This is a genomic window from Pseudoalteromonas sp. A41-2 (assembly GCF_015767615.1).
GTDB lineage: Bacteria > Pseudomonadota > Gammaproteobacteria > Enterobacterales > Alteromonadaceae > Pseudoalteromonas > Pseudoalteromonas lipolytica.
In genome coordinates this window covers 1,255,411-1,280,169 of sequence record NZ_CP065231.1, presented here as the reverse complement: position 1 = coordinate 1,280,169, position 24,759 = coordinate 1,255,411, and the positions used below count along the sequence as shown (strand labels likewise).

The 24,759-nt window shown below is 41.6% G+C and carries 25 protein-coding genes; 9 read left to right on the top strand and 16 right to left on the bottom strand.

Going from position 1 to position 24,759, the window contains the following annotated elements; genetic code table 11:
• Positions 1-14 precede the first annotated feature (14 nt).
• Both IT970_RS05900 and IT970_RS05895 read left to right on the top strand, forming a co-directional pair.
• Positions 15-1,373: an extracellular solute-binding protein gene (locus IT970_RS05900; protein ID WP_162898029.1), complete on the top strand. Its 1,359-nt coding sequence runs from the start codon at positions 15-17 to the stop codon at positions 1,371-1,373.
• Positions 1,370-3,319 (top strand): ATP-binding protein, encoded by a 1,950-nt coding sequence (locus IT970_RS05895; protein ID WP_075594150.1) that lies wholly within the window; start codon positions 1,370-1,372, stop codon positions 3,317-3,319. Before IT970_RS05900 ends, IT970_RS05895 begins: the two co-directional genes overlap by 4 nt.
• Before the next feature lie 5 nt (positions 3,320-3,324).
• Here the strand turns inward: IT970_RS05895 and msrB are convergent, their stop codons facing one another.
• The 11 genes from msrB to IT970_RS05840 all read right to left on the bottom strand — a co-directional run bounded on the left by msrB (position 3,325) and on the right by IT970_RS05840 (position 14,150).
• Positions 3,325-3,768 (bottom strand): peptide-methionine (R)-S-oxide reductase MsrB, encoded by a 444-nt coding sequence (gene msrB, locus IT970_RS05890; protein ID WP_180311477.1) that lies wholly within the window; start codon positions 3,766-3,768, stop codon positions 3,325-3,327.
• Positions 3,769-4,036: 268 nt separating this feature from the next.
• Positions 4,037-4,495 (bottom strand): hypothetical protein, encoded by a 459-nt coding sequence (locus IT970_RS05885; RefSeq protein WP_036969534.1) that lies wholly within the window; start codon positions 4,493-4,495, stop codon positions 4,037-4,039.
• A 2-nt stretch (positions 4,496-4,497) separates the two neighbouring features.
• Complete coding sequence (locus tag IT970_RS05880) at positions 4,498-4,992, bottom strand: DUF2919 domain-containing protein (RefSeq protein ID WP_065979790.1); 495 nt, start codon at positions 4,990-4,992, stop codon at positions 4,498-4,500.
• Positions 4,989-5,333, bottom strand: coding sequence for a DUF3392 family protein (locus IT970_RS05875; protein ID WP_118844164.1), 345 nt, complete (start codon positions 5,331-5,333; stop codon positions 4,989-4,991). Before IT970_RS05875 ends, IT970_RS05880 begins: the two co-directional genes overlap by 4 nt.
• Complete coding sequence (gene ligA / locus IT970_RS05870) at positions 5,326-7,347, bottom strand: NAD-dependent DNA ligase LigA (RefSeq protein WP_180311476.1); 2,022 nt, start codon at positions 7,345-7,347, stop codon at positions 5,326-5,328. The genes IT970_RS05875 and ligA overlap by 8 nt, the downstream gene beginning before the upstream one ends.
• An 84-nt stretch (positions 7,348-7,431) precedes the next feature.
• Positions 7,432-8,136 (bottom strand): cell division protein ZipA, encoded by a 705-nt coding sequence (gene zipA / locus IT970_RS05865; protein ID WP_036969545.1) that lies wholly within the window; start codon positions 8,134-8,136, stop codon positions 7,432-7,434.
• Positions 8,137-8,172: 36 nt separating this feature from the next.
• Positions 8,173-11,568: a chromosome segregation SMC family protein gene (locus tag IT970_RS05860; RefSeq protein WP_036969548.1), complete on the bottom strand. Its 3,396-nt coding sequence runs from the start codon at positions 11,566-11,568 to the stop codon at positions 8,173-8,175.
• A 60-nt stretch (positions 11,569-11,628) separates the two neighbouring features.
• Complete coding sequence (locus IT970_RS05855; protein ID WP_036969551.1) at positions 11,629-12,360, bottom strand: TrmH family RNA methyltransferase; 732 nt, start codon at positions 12,358-12,360, stop codon at positions 11,629-11,631.
• Positions 12,361-12,627: 267 nt separating this feature from the next.
• Positions 12,628-13,074 carry a flavodoxin gene (locus tag IT970_RS05850; protein ID WP_036969555.1) on the bottom strand — a complete coding sequence of 149 codons (447 nt, stop codon included), beginning with the start codon at positions 13,072-13,074 and terminating at the stop codon, positions 12,628-12,630.
• Positions 13,061-13,834, bottom strand: a complete 774-nt coding sequence (gene truC / locus IT970_RS05845; protein ID WP_036969558.1) for a tRNA pseudouridine(65) synthase TruC — start codon at positions 13,832-13,834, stop codon at positions 13,061-13,063. Before truC ends, IT970_RS05850 begins: the two co-directional genes overlap by 14 nt.
• Positions 13,827-14,150 carry a YqcC family protein gene (locus IT970_RS05840; protein ID WP_036969562.1) on the bottom strand — a complete coding sequence of 108 codons (324 nt, stop codon included), beginning with the start codon at positions 14,148-14,150 and terminating at the stop codon, positions 13,827-13,829. The genes truC and IT970_RS05840 overlap by 8 nt, the downstream gene beginning before the upstream one ends.
• Positions 14,151-14,257: 107 nt before the next feature.
• Between IT970_RS05840 and IT970_RS05835 the strand changes: the two genes are divergently transcribed.
• Positions 14,258-15,286 carry a DUF3549 family protein gene (locus IT970_RS05835; protein WP_036969569.1) on the top strand — a complete coding sequence of 343 codons (1,029 nt, stop codon included), beginning with the start codon at positions 14,258-14,260 and terminating at the stop codon, positions 15,284-15,286.
• Positions 15,287-15,586 carry a DUF3301 domain-containing protein gene (locus tag IT970_RS05830; protein ID WP_036969572.1) on the top strand — a complete coding sequence of 100 codons (300 nt, stop codon included), beginning with the start codon at positions 15,287-15,289 and terminating at the stop codon, positions 15,584-15,586. It begins immediately after the preceding gene.
• 696 nt (positions 15,587-16,282) lie between these two features.
• On the opposite strand, the gene IT970_RS05825 is transcribed toward IT970_RS05830, so the two are convergent.
• Entirely contained in the window at positions 16,283-16,933 is a 651-nt protein-coding gene (locus tag IT970_RS05825) for a GNAT family N-acetyltransferase (protein ID WP_118844163.1), read from the bottom strand.
• A 148-nt stretch (positions 16,934-17,081) separates the two neighbouring features.
• On the opposite strand from IT970_RS05825, the gene IT970_RS05820 reads away from it, so the two are divergent.
• The 3 genes from IT970_RS05820 to IT970_RS05810 all read left to right on the top strand — a co-directional run bounded on the left by IT970_RS05820 (position 17,082) and on the right by IT970_RS05810 (position 18,507).
• Positions 17,082-17,312 (top strand): DUF2789 domain-containing protein, encoded by a 231-nt coding sequence (locus IT970_RS05820; protein ID WP_036969581.1) that lies wholly within the window; start codon positions 17,082-17,084, stop codon positions 17,310-17,312.
• A 155-nt stretch (positions 17,313-17,467) separates the two neighbouring features.
• The gene (locus IT970_RS05815) at positions 17,468-17,734 is read left to right on the top strand and encodes a hypothetical protein (protein WP_036969583.1); all 267 of its coding nucleotides are present in this window, start codon (positions 17,468-17,470) and stop codon (positions 17,732-17,734) included.
• A complete protein-coding gene (locus tag IT970_RS05810) occupies positions 17,734-18,507 on the top strand; it encodes a Zn-ribbon-containing protein (RefSeq protein WP_036969585.1) in 774 nt (257 codons plus the stop codon). Before IT970_RS05815 ends, IT970_RS05810 begins: the two co-directional genes overlap by 1 nt.
• 242 nt (positions 18,508-18,749) lie before the next feature.
• Here the strand turns inward: IT970_RS05810 and syd are convergent, their stop codons facing one another.
• On the bottom strand, positions 18,750-19,289 hold the full coding sequence (gene syd, locus IT970_RS05805) for a SecY-interacting protein (protein WP_118844162.1): 540 nt from the start codon (positions 19,287-19,289) through the stop codon (positions 18,750-18,752).
• A gap of 59 nt (positions 19,290-19,348) precedes the next feature.
• Here syd and queF point away from each other — a divergent pair, with 59 nt between their 5' ends.
• A complete protein-coding gene (gene queF, locus IT970_RS05800; RefSeq protein ID WP_118844161.1) occupies positions 19,349-20,194 on the top strand; it encodes an NADPH-dependent 7-cyano-7-deazaguanine reductase QueF in 846 nt (281 codons plus the stop codon).
• Positions 20,195-20,312: 118 nt separating this feature from the next.
• On the opposite strand, the gene IT970_RS05795 is transcribed toward queF, so the two are convergent.
• Both IT970_RS05795 and IT970_RS05790 read right to left on the bottom strand, forming a co-directional pair.
• Positions 20,313-21,347 carry an isoaspartyl peptidase/L-asparaginase family protein gene (locus tag IT970_RS05795; RefSeq protein WP_118844160.1) on the bottom strand — a complete coding sequence of 345 codons (1,035 nt, stop codon included), beginning with the start codon at positions 21,345-21,347 and terminating at the stop codon, positions 20,313-20,315.
• Positions 21,348-21,474: 127 nt separating this feature from the next.
• Complete coding sequence (locus IT970_RS05790) at positions 21,475-22,179, bottom strand: SapC family protein (RefSeq protein ID WP_036969596.1); 705 nt, start codon at positions 22,177-22,179, stop codon at positions 21,475-21,477.
• Between the two features lie 230 nt (positions 22,180-22,409).
• Between IT970_RS05790 and IT970_RS05785 the strand changes: the two genes are divergently transcribed.
• Complete coding sequence (locus IT970_RS05785; protein ID WP_196857674.1) at positions 22,410-23,138, top strand: DUF6445 family protein; 729 nt, start codon at positions 22,410-22,412, stop codon at positions 23,136-23,138.
• A gap of 59 nt (positions 23,139-23,197) precedes the next feature.
• On the opposite strand, the gene IT970_RS05780 is transcribed toward IT970_RS05785, so the two are convergent.
• On the bottom strand, positions 23,198-24,715 hold the full coding sequence (locus IT970_RS05780) for a tryptophan halogenase family protein (RefSeq protein ID WP_331272824.1): 1,518 nt from the start codon (positions 24,713-24,715) through the stop codon (positions 23,198-23,200).
• Positions 24,716-24,759: the final 44 nt, after the last annotated feature.

Below are 24,759 nucleotides of genomic sequence, written 5' to 3'. Positions count from 1 at the left end.
TGGAGCGCCCTTTTTTGAAATCTATTAAGCTTCTTTTAGCTGCAATAGCACTCTTCAGTCCAGTCAGTATTGCTTCTGCTACTTTGCAGTATTGGCAGCAAGCTAATATAAATTGGCAAAGTGAAGCAGGCAGTCATATAAATATACTGGCTGACGAGCAGCCCGCATTTTTGGCCCTTAAACCTTATATCCCCCTGTTTGAGCAACTTACCGGGATTTCTGTTGGTTTTCATGCGCTGGAACAATCTCAAATGCGCTCTCGTCGTCATCAAGATTTAAGCGAAGGTTTAGGCCTATACGATGTATTGCCTATGGGCATTACATTTTTAGGTGAAGCACAAAATCAAGGCTGGATAGAGCCCCTACAACCTTATCTAGATAACCCACTCATAACTGATAAAACGTGGTATCAACTTGAAGATATTAGCGAAAGAAGCCTCACTCTTTGCAAAATAGATAACAAACTTTATTCTTTACCTTTTGATTTTTCAGCCCCTATTTATTTTTATCGCAAAGATTTATTTGAGCGCTTTAATCTTGAAGTGCCAGATACTTACGAGCAGTTACACGCAACTAAAATAAAATTACAGCGCGCGATTGATGCCGACTCTAAACTCGCCGGCATGCACGCGTTTGCTTCACGCACACTACCCGGTGCAGGGCTTAATACATGGACGGTGTTACCCGTAATGCGTGCCTATGGCGCAGAAGTGCTCAATGAACAAGGTATATCAACATTTGATAGTCCACAGACGGCACAAAGCCTTAAAATGTATCGGAACTTAGTCACAGGTTACGGTAATCCGGAAAATAGCCGCTTACTGCATTTTTATGAGATACGTCAATTGTTTAAACACGGCAAACTGGCTTCGGCAATCCTTGCGTCTCACTTTTACAATGAAATAGACACGGCTGAAGAATCCGATATTTGGAATAAATGGGAAGCCGCTCCCCTTCCAAAAGGACCTGTTGCCAGAGAAACATCACCATGGGCATGGGCATTTGCGATTAATAGTCATTCTAATAAAAAAATTGCAGCCTGGTTATTTATTCAATGGGCGACGAGTGAGCAAACGGCCGCTTTACTCAGCACCGGGGGGTCGCCACCAAGACAAAAGGTATGGCACGAAAAGCTATTTACTTTAGTCAATAAACCCGGCTTTAACAACGCAATGCTATGGGTATTTGAGCATGCCACGCCTGATCGACTGCAAGCCGGTATGGTTGAATTTCCAGTCATTGGTGAAATTATTTCGCAAACATTTAGCCAAATATTTTATGGTGCCGACATTAAACAATTAATTAAAAGTACTGATGCAAAAATTAATGCAAACATGCACGCTTTAAAAACACAAACTAAGAGCAGCCAATGAGAATCAGTATTGCGCATAAAATTCTGATAATCATCGGTTTTACTATCACGCTAATTTTAGGCGTGAGCACGGCTATACATGTCTTGGAATTAAAAGAGCAAACCTTGCTTAATATGAGTGAAAAAGCAGACGCGATTGTTTCGCCGATGCTGTCTGAAATAAACTCATTAACATCAGATAACACCGCTGGCAGTTGGGTCTTAAAAATTCAGGGGATAACATTAAAAAATATTCTCAAACATAATACCTTTGATGACCTCAAAACCATTTATTTTATTGATCAAAATAACTTTATTGCGGCTCACCCCGATAACAGCAAAGTCGATACCTTAGAGACGAATCAAACGATATTGCAGCAACTCAATCCGAGACGAAATAATATTATCGCGCTTGATCACCAGTACGCTGTAACAGTGCCAGTAAAAAATCATTACGGTGAAAATATTGGTTACGTTATTGTCACGTTTTCTGACATCGATTTATCCCAAAAAACCAAATCTATTATCAGTAACGCCGTCTCTTTATTTGCAATCTATCTGCTAACTGCACTCATTATTGCTTATATCATTATTAGGCGCATAATTTTGCAACCCATTGATCAACTTGTTGAGTTCTCCCATGCAGTGACCACAGGCGATTTAAATTGCCCTATTAATATTAAAAGCCAAGATGAAATAGGCACACTTGCCAGTGGCTTTAAAATGATGCGAGCCGCGGTTAGACAACAAATTAACAGCATGCATGAACAGCACAGCCAACTCGAAGAAACCGTGGCTAAGCGCACTCAAGAATACTTGGATGCAAAAGAACAAGCAGAACAATCAAACCAAGCAAAAAGTCGCTTTTTAGCCAATATGTCTCACGAGTTAAGAACACCTTTAAATGCCGTGTTAGGCTTCAGCCAATTATTGCAAGACAGCGAAACCGACAAAAACAAACGCCGCTACCTTGAAGCGATTTCCATCTCAGGCAATTCGTTATTAAACGTACTAAACGATATTCTTGATTTATCAAAAGTCGATGCAGGTAAAATGCAGCTCGATATTGAGCGGGTTGAAATTCCCACCATGTGCCATGAATTAAATATGATGTTTTTACAGCTCAGCGCACAAAAAGATCTCAATTTTAAAGTAACCGCACACCCTGATCTCACTCCCCCCGTATTGCTCGACAGTAACAAGCTTCGTCAAGTACTTACCAACTTAATAAGTAATGCTATTAAGTTTACGTCACAAGGCAGTGTAAGCGTATACTTTGACTTTAAACCACATGATGACGACAGCCACCTTGATATAAAAATTCATGTGAAAGATACCGGTAAAGGCATTCCAAAAGATCAACAAGATTTAATCTTTAATGACTTTGAACAAGTTCAAGGACAACGCAGTTCTGAGTTTGGTGGTACAGGCTTAGGCCTTGCTATTTCATTACGCTTTATAAAATTAATGGGCGGCGAGTTATCGGTTATCAGTGAAAAAGGCAAAGGCAGTGAGTTTATTGTTTCAATTCCCAACGTCGAGTTAGCTGAATCAATAACAGAAATTGAGCACCGTAATTACCCTGCAATCACTAGTTATCACTTTAATCCTGCGCGCATTTTAATCGTAGACGACATTCCCTATAACCGTGATTATTTAGAATCATTCTTATCGCGCTGGAGTTTTACTATCGATACGGCAATTAATGGTGAAGATGCACTGAAAAAAATAGAGCAACATCAGCCTGACCTAATCATAATGGATTTGAAGATGCCTGTAATGGGAGGGCTTGAAGCCAGCCAGTTAATTCGCAGTGATGATCGTTTTAAACATATCCCGATTATTGCTGTAACAGCCTCGGCTTTAAAGGATGATAAGGCACAATCAAGTATCTTGACAGACTACACTATCAGTAAGCCAATTTACCGAGAGCACCTTATTTTTATTATTGCGCAATATTTAGATTAGTTTACCTAATCGCATTTTTTCATTGCAACCGCATTCATGCAGTAGCGCAAACCACTTGGCGGCGGACCATCAGGAAAAACATGACCTAAATGGGCATCGCAGACATTACAAATAGCCTCAATACGTTGCATACCGTGACTTGTATCGGCTATGTACGCAATGCTATCGACGCTGCTTGGTTGGGTAAATGAAGGCCAACCAGTGCCACTGTCAAACTTTTCATCGGCATCAAACAATAAATTATCGCAACATACACACGCATATTTCCCAGGCTCAAAGAGTGTGCATGAATCAGAGCTGTGCGGACGCTCTGTGCCTTTTTGGCGTGTTACATAGAAAGTATCTTGCGCAAGCTCACGCTGCCACTCTAATGGCGTTTTTTCAACTCTACGGGGAGGTGTTGGATTGCCGTTGTGGGCAAACTCTAAAATATCTTGCCAAGTTAACATTGTGTTCTCCTAGGATTGATAAACCCACGTTCAAAATACTGCTTAAAAAATAGTTAAGCAAATTAAACCTTATACCAATTTACTTACTTAAATGATCTATTTTGATGCAAAAAAAACCGTGTGGTCGCAAGGCATAAACGATGATATTTAGTTGCTATCGGCCATTGCTCCTGCCTTGCTCTAACGCCCACAACGAAACTGTCGTTCATGAGCAATTTTTAACGCAGATAGCAACAGGCTAAGTCCATCAAATGATTCTGTATTATGGCTAGTCGGTACTAGACTGCTTAATTATTTTTATATTTTCGCGTTCTCGTTCAGACAGTAAGGTATGTAAATAAGCGTCAATTTTCGACTCTGCAACGCTTAAAACTGCGGTCAATGTCTGTTCATTGATATCGGTAACATGAATAATGCCATCGCCAATTTTTATCTTTTTAATCTGCCCTATTAATACAAATTCCGCTTTGCGTTTAAAATCAAACAAACCGGAAAGGCTAATCAATGCTAACTGGTTAACATCGCGCTTTAATGAATCTTCAATTGGATTGCGTGACACGAATAAAGGTGTCACACGGTACAGACTTGATACTGTAATAAAAGCCCACAAAAGAACAAAAAAAGAAAACGCGACACTGTGCCAAAGTGGTGTAAAAAACCACAGGGCAATCAATACCACTGCAATCAATGCTGAAATTTTTGCTAGTAATTGATTAATAGCCAGCATGGTTAGTTTCCTTTTTTTACGATTGGATCGGGCCAATCATTGAAAAACACGGATAAATAGCGACTTTTTACCAGATAAAGTAGCACCCAAAGCACCAATACCATTTGGCACGCCAAAAAAAATGAGAATTGATAATAACTGTGCGCGGCTTGGTAGGTCAGCCAGCCTAAATCTATCACAGCACACACAATCAAAGGCCATCGCATAAAACGCCACACAGTTGCCCACCGCTTAGCGGTTTCAGGGTTTTCTTGTGGCCTTCTAAAACAAAAAACAACCGCGGGTAACAGCGCAATTGCTGCAATGCCTATCGCCATAAAAAATTCTGATTTAGAGCTAAAAAACAACGACATAATATCTAAATCAGGGCGCCGACTTAGCGCGGCCATTAACCAGATAAAATAACTACGAAGCAGTACTAACAAGGTTAAATGAAACGCTATGGGGGTTCGATAAGCGCCATGTTTATCCCAATATTCTGGCCCGTAACGCATCATAGCTGATTCTTCTTATCTGCGATAACACCCAATACCAAGAATGCACCGGTTAACGTTAAACCTAACCACTTTATACCTAATAACATCAGTAGCTTACTTAAAAATGGCGTCACAAACACCACCAAAAGCCCCATACCAAAGCCTGTCACGGCAACAAAGCATAACACGCGAATAATAAAGTGACGTCTGGCAACAAAGCGCTTAGTCACTTTAATAATATCGTTGGCATATAATGAGATAAAACACACCACTAACAATAAAGAAATATTATACAAATGGGGTTGAATCCACTGCCCTATCGTTAAAGCGACTGACGAGACAGCTTGCTGAAAACTATCCATTGTGTTCACTTAATAAAGTAATTAAATCGGCTTCAGTAAGCACCTCAATACCCAACTCTTGTGCTTTTGTTAGTTTAGAGCCTGCTTTTTCACCTGCAATAAGGGCATTTGTTTTAGCCGACACACTCCCCGATACTTTTGCACCGAGAGCTTGCAGACGCGCTTTCGCATCGTTTCGATTAAGCTCACTTAAGGTGCCTGTTAAAACATACGTCAGACCAGCTAAAGGTTGCTTCTCAGCGCTTGGTGCATTTAAAGCTGGCCAATGAATTCCCTGCTCTATTAACGCATTAACAACAGCCATGTTGTGCTCTTCACTAAAGAACCCGCGCACATGCTTAGCAACAATTTCACCCACATCGCTCACTTCTGTTAGTGCATCAACACTGGCTTGTGTAATTTTCTCTAAGGTTAAAAAGTGATTAGCGAGGTTTTGAGCTGTTGCTTCACCGACTTCACGAATACCCAAAGAGTAAAGAAATTTAGCTAACGTAGTTTGCTTTGCCTCTTGCAGCGCATTCACCAAATTTTTAGCAGACTTTGGCCCCATTCGTTCAAGTGACTCAAAGTGACCTTGTTTTAAAATAAATAAATCAGCAGGCGTTTTGATAAGCTCACGATCGACTAATTGGTCAACAATTTTGTCTCCTAACCCGTCAATATCAAGCGCTTTACGTGAAGCAAAATGCTTAATTGCTTGTTTACGTTGTGCTTGGCACACCAACCCACCGGTGCATCGTGCAACTGCTTCACCCTCGATACGCTCTACATGCGAGTCACAAATTGGACAAGTGGTTGGGAATACAATCTCTCTTGCACTCTCAGGACGACGCTCCAGTACCACTTGGGTAATTTGAGGGATTACATCGCCTGCGCGGCGAATAATCACCGTATCGCCAATTTTAACGCCTAAACGGGCTATTTCATCCCCATTATGCAAAGTGGCATTCGATACAGTCACTCCGCCAACAAATACGGGCTCCAAACGTGCTACCGGTGTAATTGCACCCGTTCGGCCTACTTGGAATTCAACATCTAAAAGTTGTGTAATTTCTTCTTGAGCTGGAAACTTAAACGCAATAGCCCAACGGGGGGCGCGGGCAACAAAGCCCAAGCGCTCTTGGAGCTTTTTGTCGTTGACCTTAATAACCACTCCGTCAATTTCATAGGCAAGCTCACTTCGGCGCGCTAAGATGTCTTGGTAATAATCAAGCGCCGCCTGTTGACCTTCAACTAACTTAGTTTCAGGGCAAAGTGGTAATCCCCAATCAGTCAATTTTGCCAGTTGTTGGTAATGATCTTCTGGCAATTGCCCATCAGCCACCAGCCCTGTGCTGTATGCATAAAACATTAATGGGCGTTTTGCCGTTACCTTAGAATCGAGCTGACGTAAACTCCCAGCCGCAGCATTACGAGGGTTAACAAATACCTTTTCGCCTCGCTTTTCAGCGTCGCTGTTCAGTTTTGCAAAGCCTGCACTGTCCATAAATACTTCGCCGCGTACTTCAAGTTCAGCAGGAAAGTCATTGCCGCGAAGTTTTAATGGCACATTACGAATCGTTTTCACGTTTTGTGTAATGTTCTCACCCACCATACCATCGCCACGTGTTGCAGCTTGAACCAGCACACCATTACGATAAATAATCGACACAGCTAAACCGTCAAGCTTTGGTTCGCAGCAAAATGTGAGTTCGCGGGAATCCATCACGCGCTCTTTAATTCGGCGATTAAACGCCGCAAACTCTTCTTGTGAAAAAGCATTATCAAGCGACAACATAGGAACTTGGTGGGTTACTTGTTCAAATTTATCAAGCGCGGCTCCACCCACTTTTTGGCTGGGTGAATCAGGGCTCTGAAACTCAGGATTTGCTTGCTCTAAGCTACTTAGTTCTCGCATTAAGCGGTCATATTCAGCATCGGGAATACTGGGTGCATCCAGCACATAATAATTATGGTTATGCTCTTCTAACTGGGCACGTAGTTGACTAATTTGCTCAAAGATAGGGCTGGACATGAAAACCTCAAAAATCTACATAAAAAAGCCACTTAGACGACTTAACGCCAAGTGGCCTAACAATCATTTACTTGCGAATATGGATTACGCTGAAAAGCTTCTTACCTTTTCAACATATTCACGTACGCTATCAACCGTCATTTCTTCACGGTTGCTATCTAAAATAGTCGCACCAAACTCATCCGCTAACTTTTTAGCAGCGCTGTGCAACATATTGAAGGCACTTAGGCCATCACCATCGCATGGTAATGTCATAAACAAACTGACACCCGCTGTGCTGAACTGTTCCATATTATCAATATCAAACGTTCCAGGATTGTACATATTCACCAAACGGAATAACACAGGGCCTGTTCCAGCGGGGTCTAGATGGCGATTAAAGAAGCCTTCATCCGAGTATTTGAAACCTAGCATATTAACAGCTGGCAGTAATTGACTGCCCTCCATTGCTAAGCCTTCAGGCATCTGTAAGTGCACAATTATAAAGTCTGTCGGTGCAGGCGATTCTGGTTGCTCTTCAGTGTCAGCCGCTTCTTCGACTTCAACGTCTGGCTCTTCGGTGTTTTCAGCAGTAAAGCTTAAATCACCAAACTCAGGCTCATCACGCTCTTGCGCATAAGGCTGTGAAGATTCACTCGTTTCTGCACTTGCTTCATTTGGCTCAACCCGTTCTTGCTGCTCAACATCAGGATTATCCTTTTTGCGCACAGACCATAAACCATGAATTAATAAACCACCAATGACAAATACACTGATTACGATTAAAGCCCATCTTAATTCTTCGGCCATCCCCTCACCTTTATTATTTGATATGCCAAACTAAATTTATGCATGTGCCATTTGCACAGCTTGTTCGATATCTACGGCAACCATACGTGAAACGCCTGGTTCAGCCATAGTTACACCCGTCAATCTGCCTGCCATTTCCATAGCAATCTTATTATGACTGATATAAATAAATTGCACTGATTGTGACATCTCTTCTACCAAACGGCAAAAACGACCCACATTTGCATCATCCAATGGCGCATCCACTTCATCTAGCATACAGAATGGAGCTGGATTGAGCCTGAATATTGAAAACACCAATGATAATGCGGTCAGCGCTTTTTCTCCACCACTAAGCAGGTGAATTGTCGAATTTTTCTTGCCAGGAGGCCGTGCCATTATACTAACACCACTTTCAAGCAAGTCATCACTGGTTAATTCTAAGTAAGCGCTTCCGCCGCCAAATACTTTTGGAAATAACTCACCAAAATCACTATTTACTTGTTCAAACGTCGCCTTAAATCGATTTTTCGTTTCGCGGTCGATTTTTTGAATCGCGCCCTCAAGCGTATTAAGTGCTTGAGTTAAATCATCAAGTTGCTGATCTAAATAGTCACTTCGCTGCTTAGCCTGCTCAAACTCATCGATCGCGGCTAAGTTAACTGCCCCTAGTTCATGTAAGCCCTGCGTCGTTTTAGATAGCATGCTTTGCATACTATTTAAGTTGGCATTGTCTGGCAGTGATTCAAGCACTGTTTTTAAGTGTTGATCCAACTCTTCAAGTGGCTCCAGCGCCGCTTGCGCTTTTACAAGCAAACTTTGTTCATCTAACGCCAGTGATTGCAGTTGTTCTTGCAACGTAACTAGCTCTGATTGCGATGATTTAAGCGATGCCTGCTTATCCGCTAGTTCCTTTTTAGCGTGAGTCAGTGACGCTTGCAAGTTTTTTAGCTCAACGTCACTTTGTTGATGTTTTTCAAGCAATAACACAATATGCTCTGCCGTCTCTTCAAGCGGGATCACTAACTCTTCTAACTGCGCTGTTAATTCTAAAACAGCGTCACTTGCGGCTGTATGTGCTGCATCAGCATGTTGTAATTTTGTTTCACTGAGTTGACACTCACTACGGGCTTTTTGTTCCGCTAAATTCGCTTGATGGGCAAGTGTCTTGTAATGCTCTAATTGAGACGCAACTTGGCGATACTGATTGTCAGCATCCATTTGCACTTGCTTAGCCTGTTCAAGGTTACTTTCAAGCGTTGCGTGGTGTTCTAGCAAATCTTCTAGGCGCAATTGTTGGTTTTCTTGTTGCTGAACGACACCTTGCATTTGCTCTTTAAGCGACGTTTTGCGCAGCTGTAATTTAGCCAGTTGATTTTGCCACTGCGTTTGCTGCTCAAGGAGCATGTCTCTGCGAGTACTTGCTGAGGCAATTTGCTGCGCAACGTGATGAATACGCTCTCTGTGTTGCTCTTTTTCAGCGATGAGCGTGTTCTTTTTGGTAAGGTGACTGTCGAGCTGCTGTTGCTTGTCTGCGATTTGCTCATTGAGCTCTTCATCAAGTTCCTCTGCATCACTCAACTGGGCATGTTTTAACAGCAGTGAGTTGTCCGTGTCTTTTTTTGCATCAGCTTGAAAATTACGACCATAAATACAGCCCTTTTCATCAATCACGGCGAGCCAATATGGATCCGCTAGAATCGCTTCATCAAACGTTGCTTGAAATGCAAATCGTGTCAGCAATTCAGGGTAAATCCCCTGTTCAATGTATTGTGCTAATGAATGATCAGGCACAGCAAGGGTCTGTGACCAAACACTATTAGGCTGCGCATTTTTGCTGACCTGTAAATGCTCAAGACCCAGTAAAGCTTGCTCAACGAGAGGCTCAAAACCTGGCGTTACTTTTAATTGTGATAATAAAGAAGTGCGGTCACTGTCAGCATGCTCACTCAGGACTGAACTCAGTGCCGCAATACTGGCTTTATTTTCATTGCTGTGTTGTTGCACCCGTTGTAGTGCTTGCGCTAACTGTGCTTGCTCTGTCTCTGTTTGCACTAGATTTTGTGTCAGCCGATTCAGAGCCGTTTGCTGTTGAGCAAGTTCCTTGGTGAGCGCTTGGATATGAGTTTGCTGCTCAGTAATCTGCGTCGCAACAGGAGTCGCTTCAAGCTCACTGATTTCGTCCGTAAGCTGTTTAAGCTGTGTCTCTAGTTGGTCGATGGATTGCGAAAAATGCGCCAGCTGATTTTTGGCTACTGTCACCTCACTACTGAGCGTTTGACTTTGCTCTAATGCACGCTGGTATTCCTGTGAAGCAGTATGTCTGTGCTGATGTTGTTCTGATGCGTGAAGTTCAACTTCGGCCACGTGCTCTGCACATAATAAACTTTGCTCTATCGCTTCTTGTAACTGCTCTTGCAGTAAAGAAGCCGCAGCGTGTTGCTCAGCCTGCAACTCTTTGTTTTGCAATTGCAGTTGCTGCTGCTTAATCAAGTTTTGACTAATATTTTGCTGCTGTTGCTTTAAGCTGATTTGTTGCTGCTCTTTACGCGTTAACTCAGTGTGAGTTTGGTGCTGCGCGTGTTGTGCATCTTGTAATTTTTGCTGCTCAAGCTGTACTTGATTCTCAAGGCTCGCTAAAACATCATCATGACCAGAGTGGGCTTCTTTAAAAAACTGTATTTGTTCTTTAAGCTTATCTATTTCAGCAGCCTTATCAACTTGCTGTTGATGCAGCTTTTGCCACTTTAAAACCGCAATTTGCCCTTTTAGAGTCCGCTCTGTGGCTTTTAACTCACGGTATTTTTTCGCGTCGACTGACTGTACAGCAAGTTTATCGAGTTGCGTTTGTAACTCTTTACGAACATCCAGTAAGCGCTCAAGGTTTTCGCGAGTACTTTTAATACGGGTTTGTGTTTCGCGTCGGCGCTCTTTGTATTTAGACACCCCCGCGGCTTCTTCTAAAAACACACGCAAATCGGCAGGCTTACTCTCGATTAGTCGCGATATCATGCCTTGTTCTATAATGGCATAGCTTCGCGGCCCAAGCCCTGTTCCCAAGAAAATATCAGTAATGTCGCGCTTACGACATTTGCTGCCATTAAGAAAATAAATAGATTGCCCATCACGCGTTACCAAACGCTTAATAGCAACTTGGTTCCTGTCAGCAAACGTATTCGGTAAATGACCACTGGTATTATCAAAAATTAGCTCAACAGAGGCCTGTGAAATCGGCTTACGATTGGTTGAGCCATTAAAAATAACATCGGTCATGGCATCGCCACGTAAGTTCTTCGCTGAACTTTCACCAAGCACCCAGCGCACCGCATCAATAACATTTGATTTGCCACAGCCGTTAGGCCCGACAACACAAGTCATTTGATCAGGAAATGGGATTTTAGTGGGTTCAACAAACGATTTGAAACCCGCTAACTTTATGGTGCTTAAGCGCATCTAGTTGTTTTACCGATTTTTATTATTATTCTGCAATTTAACTCATTTTATAACAAAAGGTTAAGCGTGACGTTTAAAATTATCTAAAATAATGCCTGTTGCCATGGCTACGTTCAGCGATTCAGCCTGACCATAAGCAGGTATGGTTATTTTATCAGTGACCAGCTTTTCACAATCTGGGCGAATACCGTGCGACTCACTGCCCATTAAAAGAACAGCATCTTGTTTAAGCTTTGCTTGATGAATATTATCACCCGCTAAAAAAGCCCCATAAACGGGCAGGTTTAAGCTCGGTAAATAGCACGTTAAATCGGTTTGCGACACTGTCACACGGGCAAATGACCCCATGGTTGCACTAATGGTTTTTGGATTATATGCATCGGCACTGTCTTGGCTTGTCACTATATGGTTAATTCCATACCAGTCCGCCACGCGAATAATTGTGCCTAAGTTACCGGGGTCTGATACGCCGTCTAGCGCTAAAATAAGGCCCGAGGTGGGTAATGCTTGCTGCTTTGGCATATCAACAACAGCAATGGCTGCGTTATTGGTCACCAAGGTGCTGGCTTTCGTTAGACTGTCTTCATCGGCTTCGATAATTTGATGGGCTGCAAGTGCTGAGCGATGCGCGGCAATAAACGCGGGGGTTGCGAATATATTTGCGATACTCAAACCACTGTTTAATAACTCAAGGACATTTTTTTCACCTTGAACTAAATACTGGTTGTATTGCTTGCGGTATTTCTTCTGACCTAATGCTCGAATAAGTTTCAGTTGGTTTTTTGAAATCATAACAGCCTCATAAAATGAAGCCGTTAGTATACCCAAACCACCTAAAGATGCGAGTTTCAGTTAGAATTAAACGCGATTTAGGCAGGCATTAATTGCAAAGTGTGATTATTCCGATATTTAAATCTTTAAATCATAAAAATCACCGTTAAACCGACTACAGGGGGTGTCTCGCGGTGAATGATGTATCGCACAGTAAGAGCGCACTTAAAGTCGCAGACCGTGCCAATTGCTTTCCCCAATCGGCACGTGTGAATAGGCTATAAGCTATTAGCTAATTTTTGTTAGCCATTCATTTAACCATGGCTCAGTTACCGGCCACGGTTCAAAGTCTTCACAGGCATCAATTTCAAGGCGATGACCAACAGGCTTTGCCTGTAAATCACGAAATAGTTCATCAAAACTGCGCCCTGCCCCACAAAATGTATCACCATAGCTGCGGTCACCCATAGCGATAATGCCATACTGCTTGCCTGTTAACATGGGGAATTGATCATTTAATTGGCTGTACAATGTCACTAAATTATCAGGAATATCACCTTGGCCTGTGGTCGAGGTAATCACCAATATATGTGATGCAGCCAGCATGTCTTCTACTGTGCCATTTTCAATAAGCTGTGCTTGGTGCGGTGACTTTTCAATCACCTCAATTACTTGCTCACTTAAACGCTCTGCACCGCCGTACACACTGCCGACAAAAATACTAATGGTTGCCATAATAATCCTTTTCTTCTGTTGGCCAGCCTAGTTGCTGGCAAATCGTTAACATCGCCTCTCCAAGGGGGGCTCTAATCGTTATTACTTGTTTATTATAAGGGTGCACAAACTTTAGCTCAGACGCAAATAACATCAGACGACGCAGCTGAAAGTGCTCTCTAAAAAATTGGTTATGTTGGTTATCACCGTGGTTTACATCACCAATGATCGGTAGCGATAAATGTTTTAAATGCCGTCTAATTTGGTGCTTTCGCCCCGTTTTAGGAAAACACTCCACTAGCGAATAACGCACAGTGGGGTATTTACCAATTGGGATCGGCAAAGCAGCTTGGTGCAAGCAGTTAAAGTGAGTTTGCGCCTCTTGTGCAGCCTTATTTTGATCAGCAAACTTATCGGCTATTTTATCGAGTTCTTCTTTTAAAGGCTTATCAAGGAAGATTGACTCATTTAAAAAGCCCCTAACCAAGGCTAAGTAACGCTTTTCTATTTGCCCATCAATAAACAATTGATTCATGTCTCGAGCCGCTTCTGAGCTCAATGCAAACAATAAAACACCTGAGGTGGGTCTATCTAAACGGTGCACCGGAAACACATGTTGACCAATTTGATCACGTAGCATTTGCATGGCAAATTGTGTTTCGTGTTTATCTAAAAATGAGCGATGCACCAGTAAACCAGACGGTTTGTCTATTGCGATATAATTTTCGTCGCGATATAAAACCGTTAACTCTTCATAGTGCGGTTTAACAATTTCATCCATCTTGGTTATCACTCAAATGCTGATCAAGCTTTAGTAAAACGCTAATAACATCATGGCCACCGGCATGTTGTGCCAGCATCATTTCAGCCATAGGCGCAATAGCAAAGTTTCGAGGCAATGGCTGGTTATTGGTGATTAACACCTGCATTTTTTCAATAAATACAAATTGTAACCACTGCTCAAACGCCATGGTGTCATGACAAAACGGAACAGATGAATTTAATGCTGCAGGATCAATTGCAGCTGTTTGCCATAGTTCATGACGTTGGAGTGTCGTTTGTAATTCGCGCAGCAGCGCCAAAGTCTGTTGATACATTATATAACTCTTAAAACCTTTGGACTTATTATACCCTGTTCCAAGGCGCCATGGTATGGCGTATAATTCGCATCTTATAACGATTTATAAACGACGATTGGGATTTTATGACAGAGCAAATTGCTACTTTAGGGCAACTTCTTGATGCTGCGGGCACTACATGGCGTGCTTTTGATATTGGTAGACACATCACTAAGTTAGACAAAAAACAATTTCTTGCGATTGAAGAAACTAAAATCCCTTACCCTTACCCTCTTGCTGGTCACGCTTGGCTTGCGATTCAGTTTTGGGATGTCAAAGCATCCAAAGAGCCTTATGTCTGGTTTTTGAAGTTCCCACTCGATGAACAAAGCCGTTTAGTCAGTGCTAGCCGTGATCATTTTGCGAACATGGTCATCGAAGCATTAGGTACCGAAATTACCGGTGAAAATGCCGAAGGCAAGCTCGACAATAACCCGTATGTATTTACACCAAACGCCAATAAATTGGCCGCATTTAATGCCCAAGTTAAGTGCTTACTCAAACAAAGTGCATCGCAATATTATGAATATGCACAACTTTATTTTTCTGGCACCCTAGGTTTTGAAAATTGGCAAAGTGTTGCTGTACAAGGCATTGCTGATTTCGCAATGCGATTAGACAACGATAAAAACCTAACTAACTTGCAATCAGCGTGGCCGCAACTACCTGTTGAAGTGTTACAACCACTCAGCGCTATGCTTGAACACGTTACAATTCCTCCCGCTTTTGCGGAGCAACTTTTAGCTTATGGCTTAAATGCCATAGAGCAAAAAGATGAGATAGCACTCGTCGCTGCACTTCGCAGTATATCAAAAGCATCAGCACAAGGTTTAACAGCCCAACTGGTTGATGCCGTATTGAACTCTGAAATGAACACGCATTCAGATGTGCTTTTAACCATTGCCGGACGTTGCTTTAGTACCTTAGAAGATCCTGCGCGCCTACATGTGTTTATGGATTGTTGTGCGCATCACACCGATATCGAACAGTTGTTTGTGAGTATTTTCACAGACCTAGTTGCAATTCCAACTATTCGACCTCACTTATTAGGTTTGTTACGTTTAGAAAATCGCAGCGAAACACTCGCGCGTGCAATAGGAAGGTTATTTTCGTAAATGGCAGGTTTATGGACACTCATCATTATTGGCAGCATTATCTACTTTTTTTGGTTAAACAGAAAAGTAGCTGAGGCCGCCAATCTTCATGCACAAAGGCAAATTGAACAGTTAAATGTGCAATTGGTGAGTGTTGCATGTAATAAGCGACGTATTGGCATTCTAAAAAATGGCAAACCCGGCATCAAAAGCGAGTTTATTTTTGAATTCTCAAGTGATGGGGAAAGTGTCTATCAAGGTGTGCTGTTTATGGAAAATGAAATGCTGAAAAGTGTGGTGATACCACCGCATAAGATCTAAGTTGCGAGTTGCGAGTTGCGAGTTGCGAGTTGCGAGTTGCGAGTTGCGAGTTAACAATACTAAGTTGCTCAGCTAAAAATACAACCCCATAAAGAACTAAGGCGTAGCTTCAAGCCACGCCCCAATCTTGCTACTTCCATGATAAAGTATCCGTACTTTTGCCGAAGCTGCCGTTTTCATCTATCCCCTGAACGGGTATACATCCGATACACCCACCATGCAACATCATGTCACATTTAACACATCCTAGTGTCGTCCACTTGCCTTCACTGGCTATCCTCTACGTTTCCAAACGCTCCTTTAGCTTCCTGCTAATATCATCCTTTGGTCAATCCTTTTCAATTGCTCCGCAATTGTACTGCGTCCTGGCAGTGTCCTTGTTCGTCCTTGCCTTCCTTAGAACTTGTCCTTTTGCTTCCTGCTTAAGCATCATGCTTGGTGTGCCATAATCCTAATCCTTGGCATAAGTTCATTCATTGAACCTGTGTCTTCTTGACATGGTTAAGTTTAGAGAATTCCTGAGATGTAGATAGGCATAAAAAGTAATTTTTCTTAAGTCACAAAATTGCAAAAAACAATAAATCCTTATAAATCATTTAAATAAGTCATTTTAGGTACAAAAATAACTGTATTAAAGTGATAATACTCACAGCAATGTAAGAGAAATCGCACACGCTACTTTCCAAAACGTCCCAATTACTCTTTCGCCGCTTTGAACATTAACTCACCTTCGACCTGATTAAAGCTTAATGCTTTAAAGACTTCGAACCCTTCGGAACTAAAGAATTCACGCTGCTCACCACGTGTAACAAAGACGGCTAAACCCGATACTTGTTGGTGGCTGTCTACTAAATCATCTAGTCCTCGAAGTAAGTAACGCCCTAAACCTTGCCCCTGAAAATGAGGGTCTACAGCGATAAACGCTAAAAACAAATACTGCCCTTTTTCAGCTAACATTTCACGAATTGTGCGCTCTTTTTCAATAAGTTGATTTGTCTGTAGATATCCTGCACTAAGCATTAACTTTAAACGCCAGTGCCAATAGCGCTCTGCTTGTAACTCACTGGATGAATCAAACACGCATGCAATGGCTTTTAATCGGCTTTGCGAGTACAAACCAATTAAAGGTTGTTTTTCTTGCCAAAAGCTCGCGAGCTCTTCACGTACTAAAGCGCGTAGTTTGGTTTCATACTTACTGGGATTATCTTCTTTGTAGCCCAGCACATTCTGAAGTACGGGGTCATCATGATAGGCTTGGTAAATAAGACTAGCGGCCGTGCTGATATCTTCAGCACTTAGGTATTGCACACGTAAGGTCTCGGGTTCAGCAACAGTTGTCATACTCATCCTTTTCTGTGTTTTATTATTTTTAGTACTAGACTATAAGGTATATACCCAAGCGCGATTAAAGACAAATTCAGCGTGAGTTAAACTGCTGTTCATCATTATTATGGTTGAGCAGTAATAAAGACCGCCATACACAAGGAGCAGAATTATGGATACGACAAAACATGATATTTCGACCTTATTTGCACAATTAGGTTTACCCAGCAAAGAAAGTGAAATCGATGCATTTATTGCCTCGCATCAGCTGTCTGATACCACCCTACTACAGGAGGCTCCATTCTGGGACGAAGCTCAGCAACATTTTCTAGCAGAATCTTTAGCTGAAGATGGGGCGTGGAGTGAGGTTATTGATGAATTAGACGCCCGATTGCGTCAATAAACACACGATTAGTTATCCATAACCTAAAATCTGCCAATTTTGGGTTATGGATAAGGAAAGTAATTTCACATCACCTCTATTATTGCTACCATACGCGCGCATTGCAGCCCATACGCTACAGTGCTTTTTATTCTTTAATAAGAGTTTATACAAAAATGAATGCCGTTGTATTTGATGCAATTAAAACCCTTCTTGATGAAGGTAAAACCCCTACAGTTGCGCTAACAAAAAGCAAACTATCACAACCGATGCCAATGCCTGTAATTATTGCAGCTGTTAGTCAGTATAAAAACAATCCGGATTCAATTAAAAATTTCATTAATAACCCGTCAAATGAACATGTTAGTGCGCCAAAAGAAAGTCAATTAGATCGTATTGAAGCAAAACTAGATAGGTTATTAGCATTACTTGAGAAAAAATAATGTTTGTTGTCGATCTGACTTTTGATTGCTACCAAGATACCACCCTAGAGCTTGCTGAACAGGCAATAAACCGCCTTGTGAATGCATTGCGATTTAATGGCCAAATAATCGGTGATGAATTCCCCACTGTTTTAAAAGATGGCTATTTTATTACGCGTGTTATGTGCCCAACCGAAGATGCGATGCACCCGCTTAACAACAGCCCGTTTGTTAAACACAGCATAGAGCAACTGCACTCGGCGGGATTGTTAGCGCCTAAAGTGAAAGTGATCGGCCAAGATATACATTCAAATGGGGCTGACGCGTGTCAGGACCCATCGTGTTATATTTTATACACCACTTATGTGCATACCTGCAGCCCACTTTATTGTGGTGATGACTTTTTGCCTGTCCCCCTGTTTCGTATTCCAGCCATTGCTAATGGTGATTACAAAACACTGATCAAATGGCAAGAAGACTGGCAAGCATGCGATCAAATCCAGATCAATGGCGCTACACGCTGCGAGTTTCCAGCCCTTGAGGAAATGGCGAGCACACAAAGTGATTTGTATCGTCGTGGTAAAGACATTACTAAGCGAATAAGTTATTTGACTAAAAAACCTGTCTACTATTACTTATATCGTGTTGGTGGTATTGATAAAGAATCAGAACTCAAACGACGTTGTCCTAGCTGTGATGGTGACTGGAAACTGCCTGAGCCATGGTTTGGCTTATTTGATTTTAGATGTGAGCCCTGTGGCCTTGTATCGAATATATCGTGGGATTTTCAGTAAACATAAGGGGCATACAGCCCCTTTTTGTTTATTAAACTATACCAATGCAATGCGCTTAATTAATACCACTGTGCTTAATTAAGTGGTCTATTTTGAGGCAATAAAACCGCATTGATAACAAGGCAAAAATGTCGTTTTTTAGGTGTTGCTCTGCATCCATGCAGTCGTAAATCAGACATTTTTAACGCAGGTAGCAACAAGTTTAATCCCTCAAAATAATTAAGTATTATTGCAGGTTGGTATTAAACCGTTACCATATCTAAAAACTCACTAATGCTGTTAGCAAGTACATGGTGCGGTTTTTTGCCCACGTATTCTAAACACACCTGACCGTTTTCAACTAACACCGTAATCAGCAAATCATCTTGCTCTGTGAGGCCAATAAATACGGTCTCAGGCTGTTTTAACTTACGTTTCATAAGCACATGCCCGGTAATATTTTGTTGCAGGCGGCTAAAATCGTCTTCATTCCATGCTTGTAATAACTCAATATGATGATCGTTTATATTTAACAGCACGTTGCCTGCATAAAGGTGACCAAATAACGCATTTAACCCTTCAGGGAAGCGAAGCTCAAGCGCACTGGCTAGGTCATCTAAAGAACCTGCTGGCTGCTGCGCAACGGCACGCCATTGAATTAAACCTTGCTCGTCCACTTCACCGTGTTCACAAGGACTTGGCCAAGCGGTGTCATGTTCAATGACAGGAAGCTTTCCTGTACGCTCTAGGCATTTTTCACTAAATGCTTGGTGTAACTTATCCAGTTTTGAAGAAACAGACATACTGCGAAACTCATTAGCTTTAGGTATAATGCCGTTATTGTAACCACAAAAGTGTAAAGATGACAGATTACAGCAACTCCCCCGAACTGAAAAACAGCGTGCTTGGTAAGTCAACGGACTATGTTGATACCTATACACCTAGCTTGTTGTTTCCTATTGCCCGTAAACTAAACCGCGATGCACTCGGTGTGAGCGAAGATAACTTACCTTTTAAGGGCCAAGATATTTGGACAGGCTATGAATTATCATGGCTAAATAGTAAAGGTAAGCCGATGGTTGCTGTCGCTACATTCGTGTTTCCTTGCCAAAGTAGTCATATTATTGAATCAAAGTCATTCAAGCTTTATTTGAATAGTTTTAACCAAACTCGCTTTGCATCGACTGAAGAAGTGCACCAAGCACTTACACGCGATTTGTCAGCGGCAGTGAATGCAAACGTGAACGTTACTTTGTATCGTGCAGATGATCATAATTGCTTACCATTTAGTGCGCTACCGGGTGAGTGTATTGATGATCTCGATATTGAAATATCAAGTTATGACATTGATGCAACATCACTTTGCCATAGCCATGATGAAAAGGTATCTGAAACCTTACACAGCCACCTTTTAAAGTCGAACTGTTTAATCACCTCTCAGCCAGATTGGGCCAGCGTGATCATTCGTTACACCGGCCAAGCAATCAGTCACGAAGCCTTATTAAAGTATTTGATTTCGTTTAGAACTCATAATGAGTTCCACGAACAATGTGTTGAGCGTATTTACTGTGACTTAATGCAGCACTTAAACATTGATGAGCTTGAAGTGTATGCTCGCTATACACGCCGAGGTGGTTTAGATATCAATCCTTATCGCTCGACGAATCAAGACATAACCCCCTTTAACGTGAAAATTAATCGCCAATAAGCAAAACTCAAGCAATAAAAAACCGAGTAGAACTCGGTTTTTTATTGCTTATCTAATCGTTAAGCAGCATTGCAGAAGAGATTAACGCGTCGATTTCTTTTTTAACAGCCCAGCTTCGTTACTCATCGTTGAAGATCGCAACATACGTTGGTGTTGTATTTGATTTACTCGCGCGATACATGCCAGCAGTATTAAACGGCAAACTAATATTGCCTTTCGTATCAATAATAATTACACCGCCAGTGCCACCAACAGGCATTAATACATCGTGGATAACTTCGTTACCCGCTTCAGCAATCGTTTTACCTTGGTATTTCACACGTGCGCAGATATCTGCGGCAACGTTGTAGCGAATAAAGTACTCGCCATGGCCGGTTGCCGACACAGCACACGATGCATTTTCGGCAAAGGTGCCCGCACCAATCACTGGCGCATCACCAACGCGTCCAAAGCGTTTAGCTGTCATTCCCCCTGTTGAAGTACCTGCCGCAATGTTGCCATTTTTATCTAGTGCAACGGCACCAACCGTGCCCATTTTGTAATTAACAGGTAACGCTTTATGTGCTGCTTGGTAATCTTTACTGGTCACTTTCTCTTTATCGAGTTTTTCTTTGGCTTTTAGTAAAGCTTCATATCGGTCTTCGGTATCAAATAAATTATTTTCAACCAATGGCATGCCCTGAGTTTTTGCAAACTCTTCGGCTCCTTGGCCACTTAACATCACATGCACCGATTTTTCCATCACTAAACGCGCTAGATTAATGGGATTTTCAATATGCTTTACACCAGACACGGCGCCGGCTTGACGAGAACGGCCATCCATAATTGACGCATCTAATTCGTGTGTCCCGTCGTAGGTATATACCGCACCACGCCCTGCATTAAAATAAGGTGAATTCTCAAGTACATTGATTGCCGCAGTGATGGCATCTAAGCTTTCTCCGCCTTTTTCTAACACAGAATAGCCTGTTTCAACCGCCTCTTTTAATTTTGCACGGTAGGCTTTTTCTTGCTCTGGGGTAAAACGGCTTTTCTCGATGGTTCCCGCTCCACCATGAATGGCAATAGCGAATGGTTGCTCTGCTGAGTAAGCAAACGTGCTTGTCGTTAACGCACTGAATGCAACGATTGAAGTGAGTAATGTTCTTAGCATAGTGGGCACTTAAATTGAGTGTAGTTTGTAAGCCCAATGTGAATAATTTACGACTGTTTTTCAAGCTTTAACCGACGAAAGAAACAAAAAAAGCGCCTAACGGCGCTTTTCTGTTTGCTGTTTAAAATTAAGCTTTAGCCGCTTTTAAACGCGCTAAACGTGCTACTTGATGAGTAGACGTTAAGAAAGAGTAGATAGGTGCTAGGTAACCACGTTTACGAAGGTCTAAGAACTCTTCATCGCTTAATGAGTTAAGTTTTTTCTCATCAACCAGGTAGATACCGTTAATGTCTTTCTTCTCACCTTTGATTTCTACTGTTAGCGTTTGTGCTACAAGTAGTTCTTTATCTGCAAGGTATTTAGTGAATGCTTCAGTTACTTGAGAAAACTCGATGAAAGAAACAAGCGCTTCTTTACGACGTTTAAGGTACTCAGTTTCTTCACCATTTTCGAAAAGTGCATTACCAGTTTCTTCGCTAACTAAAGGGCTTGCTTCGTCGATAACGATGCCAAATTGATCAGCTTCTGGGTGCTTAACAAGACCCAGTGGGTAGCGAGTCATTGCCATTGGTGCAAATGCAGCTGTCCACTTGTCGTCTTGAATGAAAAGGTTTTCACCTGGCTCTAGACCAAATAACGCAACGGCTTGAAATTGACCTGACTCGTTGTTTTTAACAAATGCCATTGGGAATTCATTTGCGATACGTGCAAATTCGTGTGCAACCACAGGAACTAAATGCTGAGTTTTCATGAACTCAATGTTGATGCCGTTTTGAATTTTAGTGTTGGCATGTTTTTCGTTATGTAAAGGCTGTACTTGTTGCTCCGCCATGATACTGCTCCATTAAATTTTATAATATGTTTTTTGCTGTTAGTGCCCAAAGCCTATAGGTTTTGGCAACAAAAAGGAAGTGAAAATTTTGTGGCAGTTTGTACATTATTAATTAACAAACCGAGCTGTTTTTACTTACACTTTAAATTGACTAAAAAAACAGCATCAATGAAGTAAATATTGTCACGCTTAAGTAATTATTTTTGTTAGTATATTCAATAAATAATACTATGTTTACTGAGCCTATAATGGAAAGTTATCAATTAAATAAGCACTATAAAACACAAGTCATTCATATTAATGAAATCAACGACAATGTAATCATTATTGATGACTTTTTATCCAGCTTAGCACCTGTTTATCACTTTGCATCAGAGGTTGCCTATTTCCAACCTCCAGGGAGCGACGGTACATTATACCCTGGTAAGCGTGATGAAATGCCCGCCCCTTATTATCGCGTTTTTGAACAATTAATGGCAGAGTTAATTGATAAAGGCATATTAGTCAGTGGCGAAAACTCCCTTTATTTACACAAGTGTAAACTCTCTATCGTGACCCAAAAACCAAACGAGCTTTCGCCGTTACAACGTATGCCACATATCGATTCAACCGATGACAAAACATTCGCTGCGGTGCACTACTTATCAGGTAAAGAATGGGGAGGAACTGGTATTTACAAGTATTTACCTGCAAACGTAATTAAAGTGGGCTCCGATAATAAAGAGATAATTTTTGAAATGATCAATGACATGCAGCAATATGAAAGTACGCATCAAGGTTATTTAAATACCAGTACAGAGTTATTTGAAAAAGTGGTCAATATTGAAGCTAAAGAAAATCGTGTTGTGATCTATAAAAGCAATTTACTTCATAGCGCTGCCATCATTAAAGCACCAACAAATGAGCCCACAATAGGGAACTGTCGGTTAAGTATTTCATCTTTTTTTAGAATTGACTAAAACCCGAGGTGGCCATCAATTCATAAAATTAACAGCCAGTTATATGTACCTGATATAAATTAGTATTTTTGCATGCCGAACATTTTAATTTTGGCTAATAATGCCCGGTGTGTCGGTAACTCGGCTAGTAGCTGATTAACACGTTGTTGCTTTAACTGAGTTAATTGTTCATGTGCCATATTGTCAGAGTGACCTGTGTTTAACGTCGGCAAATATTTCATACCGAAAAGCACATATAAATAGTTTTCAAGATCAAACAGATCAAACTTGCTTTCGAAATCTTCGCGTTGCGGTGCAAACCGCTGCCAACGCGCTAAATTATATTTAAGCTTATCTGATATCTGTGTTTTATTTCGGTTTTCACGCCAAAAGCCCGAATCAGTACGATCGGAGACACAGTAGTGCATTTTTATAAAATCAAAAGTTTGTTCCCATACATAATTTACTTGGCGATTATAGTCATCTGCGATTAAAGCGATATCGGCTCTGCACCGAGGAAAACGTTTTGAAAGTAAATTAGCAGAAAAGTCAGCGATGAGTATCGCCGTGGCTTCTAGGGGCTCAACAAAGCCTTGTGACAAACCAATAGCAACACAGTTTTTATGCCACATTTTTTCTCGCCGTCCCACTTTAATCGGTATTTTACGAGGAGTAAGGTGAGTAAATTGATTACCTAAATAGCGATGCAACTTAACTAAAGCCTGTTCTTCCGTCATGTACTTTGATGAATAGACTAAGCCAACCCCTCTTCGCTGTGTGAGAGCAATATCCCAAATCCACCCGGCTTGGTGTGCAGTGGCAATAGTATAAGGTGGGATTTCTTGTTCAGGATTGGTTGGAACTTGAATCGTAATTGCAGTATCCGTCAATAAGTAGTCTGACTTATCGATATACCCAACGCCCAGCTTCTGACCAATAAATGCCGCGGAAAACCCTGAACAATCAATAATAAAATCAAACGCTGTGGCGTTTCCATCAGTATCAATAAGCTGAGTAATGTAGCCATCTTGGTCTGTTATTACTTCTTCAATTTCAGCATAACGATGCTTAACTGCAAATTGTTTCTGCGCATGACGCCCTAAAAAAGCAGCAAACTTCTTCGCATCAAAGTGATAAGCATAACCATTAACTCCTGCATATTCTGGCGTGGCAATTGTTTTTGGTGCCAGGTTATGCTCGCAACAGGCATGTTGCTTTGAAACAAATGAAGCATAGTCTGAATCACTACTTTGTCCGAGCCATGCGTCGGTTAATTGCTCACCGAATACATGAGGGTGATCAAACAAGTGATGATAAAAATTACTGCCATGTTTTGATTTATCGAGCCAATTCACGAACTTTATAGACTGCTTAAAGGTCACATCGCATTCATTTATAAAGTCAGTTTCACTTATACCGAATTTTTTTAGTGAATTGCGCATAGAAGGAACCGTGCCCTCGCCTACACCTATCGTTGGAATTGTGGGTGACTCAATTAGGGTAATTTCGATACCAGATCCAACGAGAGCGTGACCCAAGTGATTAGCTGCCAGCCACCCTGCAGTTCCCCCGCCGACAATTGCGATTCTTTTAATCATTATTAACTCGCTATCATTTACACACAAAAAAGCCCAGAACACGC

Excerpts from the sequence above, each read along its gene's own strand:
- IT970_RS05895 (WP_075594150.1), top strand. The coding sequence starts at position 1,370 with ATGAGAATCAGTATTGCGCATAAAATTCTGATAATCATCGGTTTTACT.
- msrB (WP_180311477.1), bottom strand. The coding sequence starts at position 3,768 with ATGTTAACTTGGCAAGATATTTTAGAGTTTGCCCACAACGGCAATCCA.
- IT970_RS05885 (WP_036969534.1), bottom strand. The coding sequence starts at position 4,495 with ATGCTGGCTATTAATCAATTACTAGCAAAAATTTCAGCATTGATTGCA.
- IT970_RS05880 (WP_065979790.1), bottom strand. The coding sequence starts at position 4,992 with ATGATGCGTTACGGGCCAGAATATTGGGATAAACATGGCGCTTATCGA.
- IT970_RS05875 (WP_118844164.1), bottom strand. The coding sequence starts at position 5,333 with ATGGATAGTTTTCAGCAAGCTGTCTCGTCAGTCGCTTTAACGATAGGG.
- ligA (WP_180311476.1), bottom strand. The coding sequence starts at position 7,347 with ATGTCCAGCCCTATCTTTGAGCAAATTAGTCAACTACGTGCCCAGTTA.
- zipA (WP_036969545.1), bottom strand. The coding sequence starts at position 8,136 with ATGGCCGAAGAATTAAGATGGGCTTTAATCGTAATCAGTGTATTTGTC.
- IT970_RS05860 (WP_036969548.1), bottom strand. The coding sequence starts at position 11,568 with ATGCGCTTAAGCACCATAAAGTTAGCGGGTTTCAAATCGTTTGTTGAA.
- IT970_RS05855 (WP_036969551.1), bottom strand. The coding sequence starts at position 12,360 with ATGATTTCAAAAAACCAACTGAAACTTATTCGAGCATTAGGTCAGAAG.
- IT970_RS05850 (WP_036969555.1), bottom strand. The coding sequence starts at position 13,074 with ATGGCAACCATTAGTATTTTTGTCGGCAGTGTGTACGGCGGTGCAGAG.
- truC (WP_036969558.1), bottom strand. The coding sequence starts at position 13,834 with ATGGATGAAATTGTTAAACCGCACTATGAAGAGTTAACGGTTTTATAT.
- IT970_RS05840 (WP_036969562.1), bottom strand. The coding sequence starts at position 14,150 with ATGTATCAACAGACTTTGGCGCTGCTGCGCGAATTACAAACGACACTC.
- IT970_RS05835 (WP_036969569.1), top strand. The coding sequence starts at position 14,258 with ATGACAGAGCAAATTGCTACTTTAGGGCAACTTCTTGATGCTGCGGGC.
- IT970_RS05830 (WP_036969572.1), top strand. The coding sequence starts at position 15,287 with ATGGCAGGTTTATGGACACTCATCATTATTGGCAGCATTATCTACTTT.
- IT970_RS05825 (WP_118844163.1), bottom strand. The coding sequence starts at position 16,933 with ATGAGTATGACAACTGTTGCTGAACCCGAGACCTTACGTGTGCAATAC.
- IT970_RS05820 (WP_036969581.1), top strand. The coding sequence starts at position 17,082 with ATGGATACGACAAAACATGATATTTCGACCTTATTTGCACAATTAGGT.
- IT970_RS05815 (WP_036969583.1), top strand. The coding sequence starts at position 17,468 with ATGAATGCCGTTGTATTTGATGCAATTAAAACCCTTCTTGATGAAGGT.
- IT970_RS05810 (WP_036969585.1), top strand. The coding sequence starts at position 17,734 with ATGTTTGTTGTCGATCTGACTTTTGATTGCTACCAAGATACCACCCTA.
- syd (WP_118844162.1), bottom strand. The coding sequence starts at position 19,289 with ATGTCTGTTTCTTCAAAACTGGATAAGTTACACCAAGCATTTAGTGAA.
- queF (WP_118844161.1), top strand. The coding sequence starts at position 19,349 with ATGACAGATTACAGCAACTCCCCCGAACTGAAAAACAGCGTGCTTGGT.
- IT970_RS05795 (WP_118844160.1), bottom strand. The coding sequence starts at position 21,347 with ATGCTAAGAACATTACTCACTTCAATCGTTGCATTCAGTGCGTTAACG.
- IT970_RS05790 (WP_036969596.1), bottom strand. The coding sequence starts at position 22,179 with ATGGCGGAGCAACAAGTACAGCCTTTACATAACGAAAAACATGCCAAC.
- IT970_RS05785 (WP_196857674.1), top strand. The coding sequence starts at position 22,410 with ATGTTTACTGAGCCTATAATGGAAAGTTATCAATTAAATAAGCACTAT.
- IT970_RS05780 (WP_331272824.1), bottom strand. The coding sequence starts at position 24,715 with ATGATTAAAAGAATCGCAATTGTCGGCGGGGGAACTGCAGGGTGGCTG.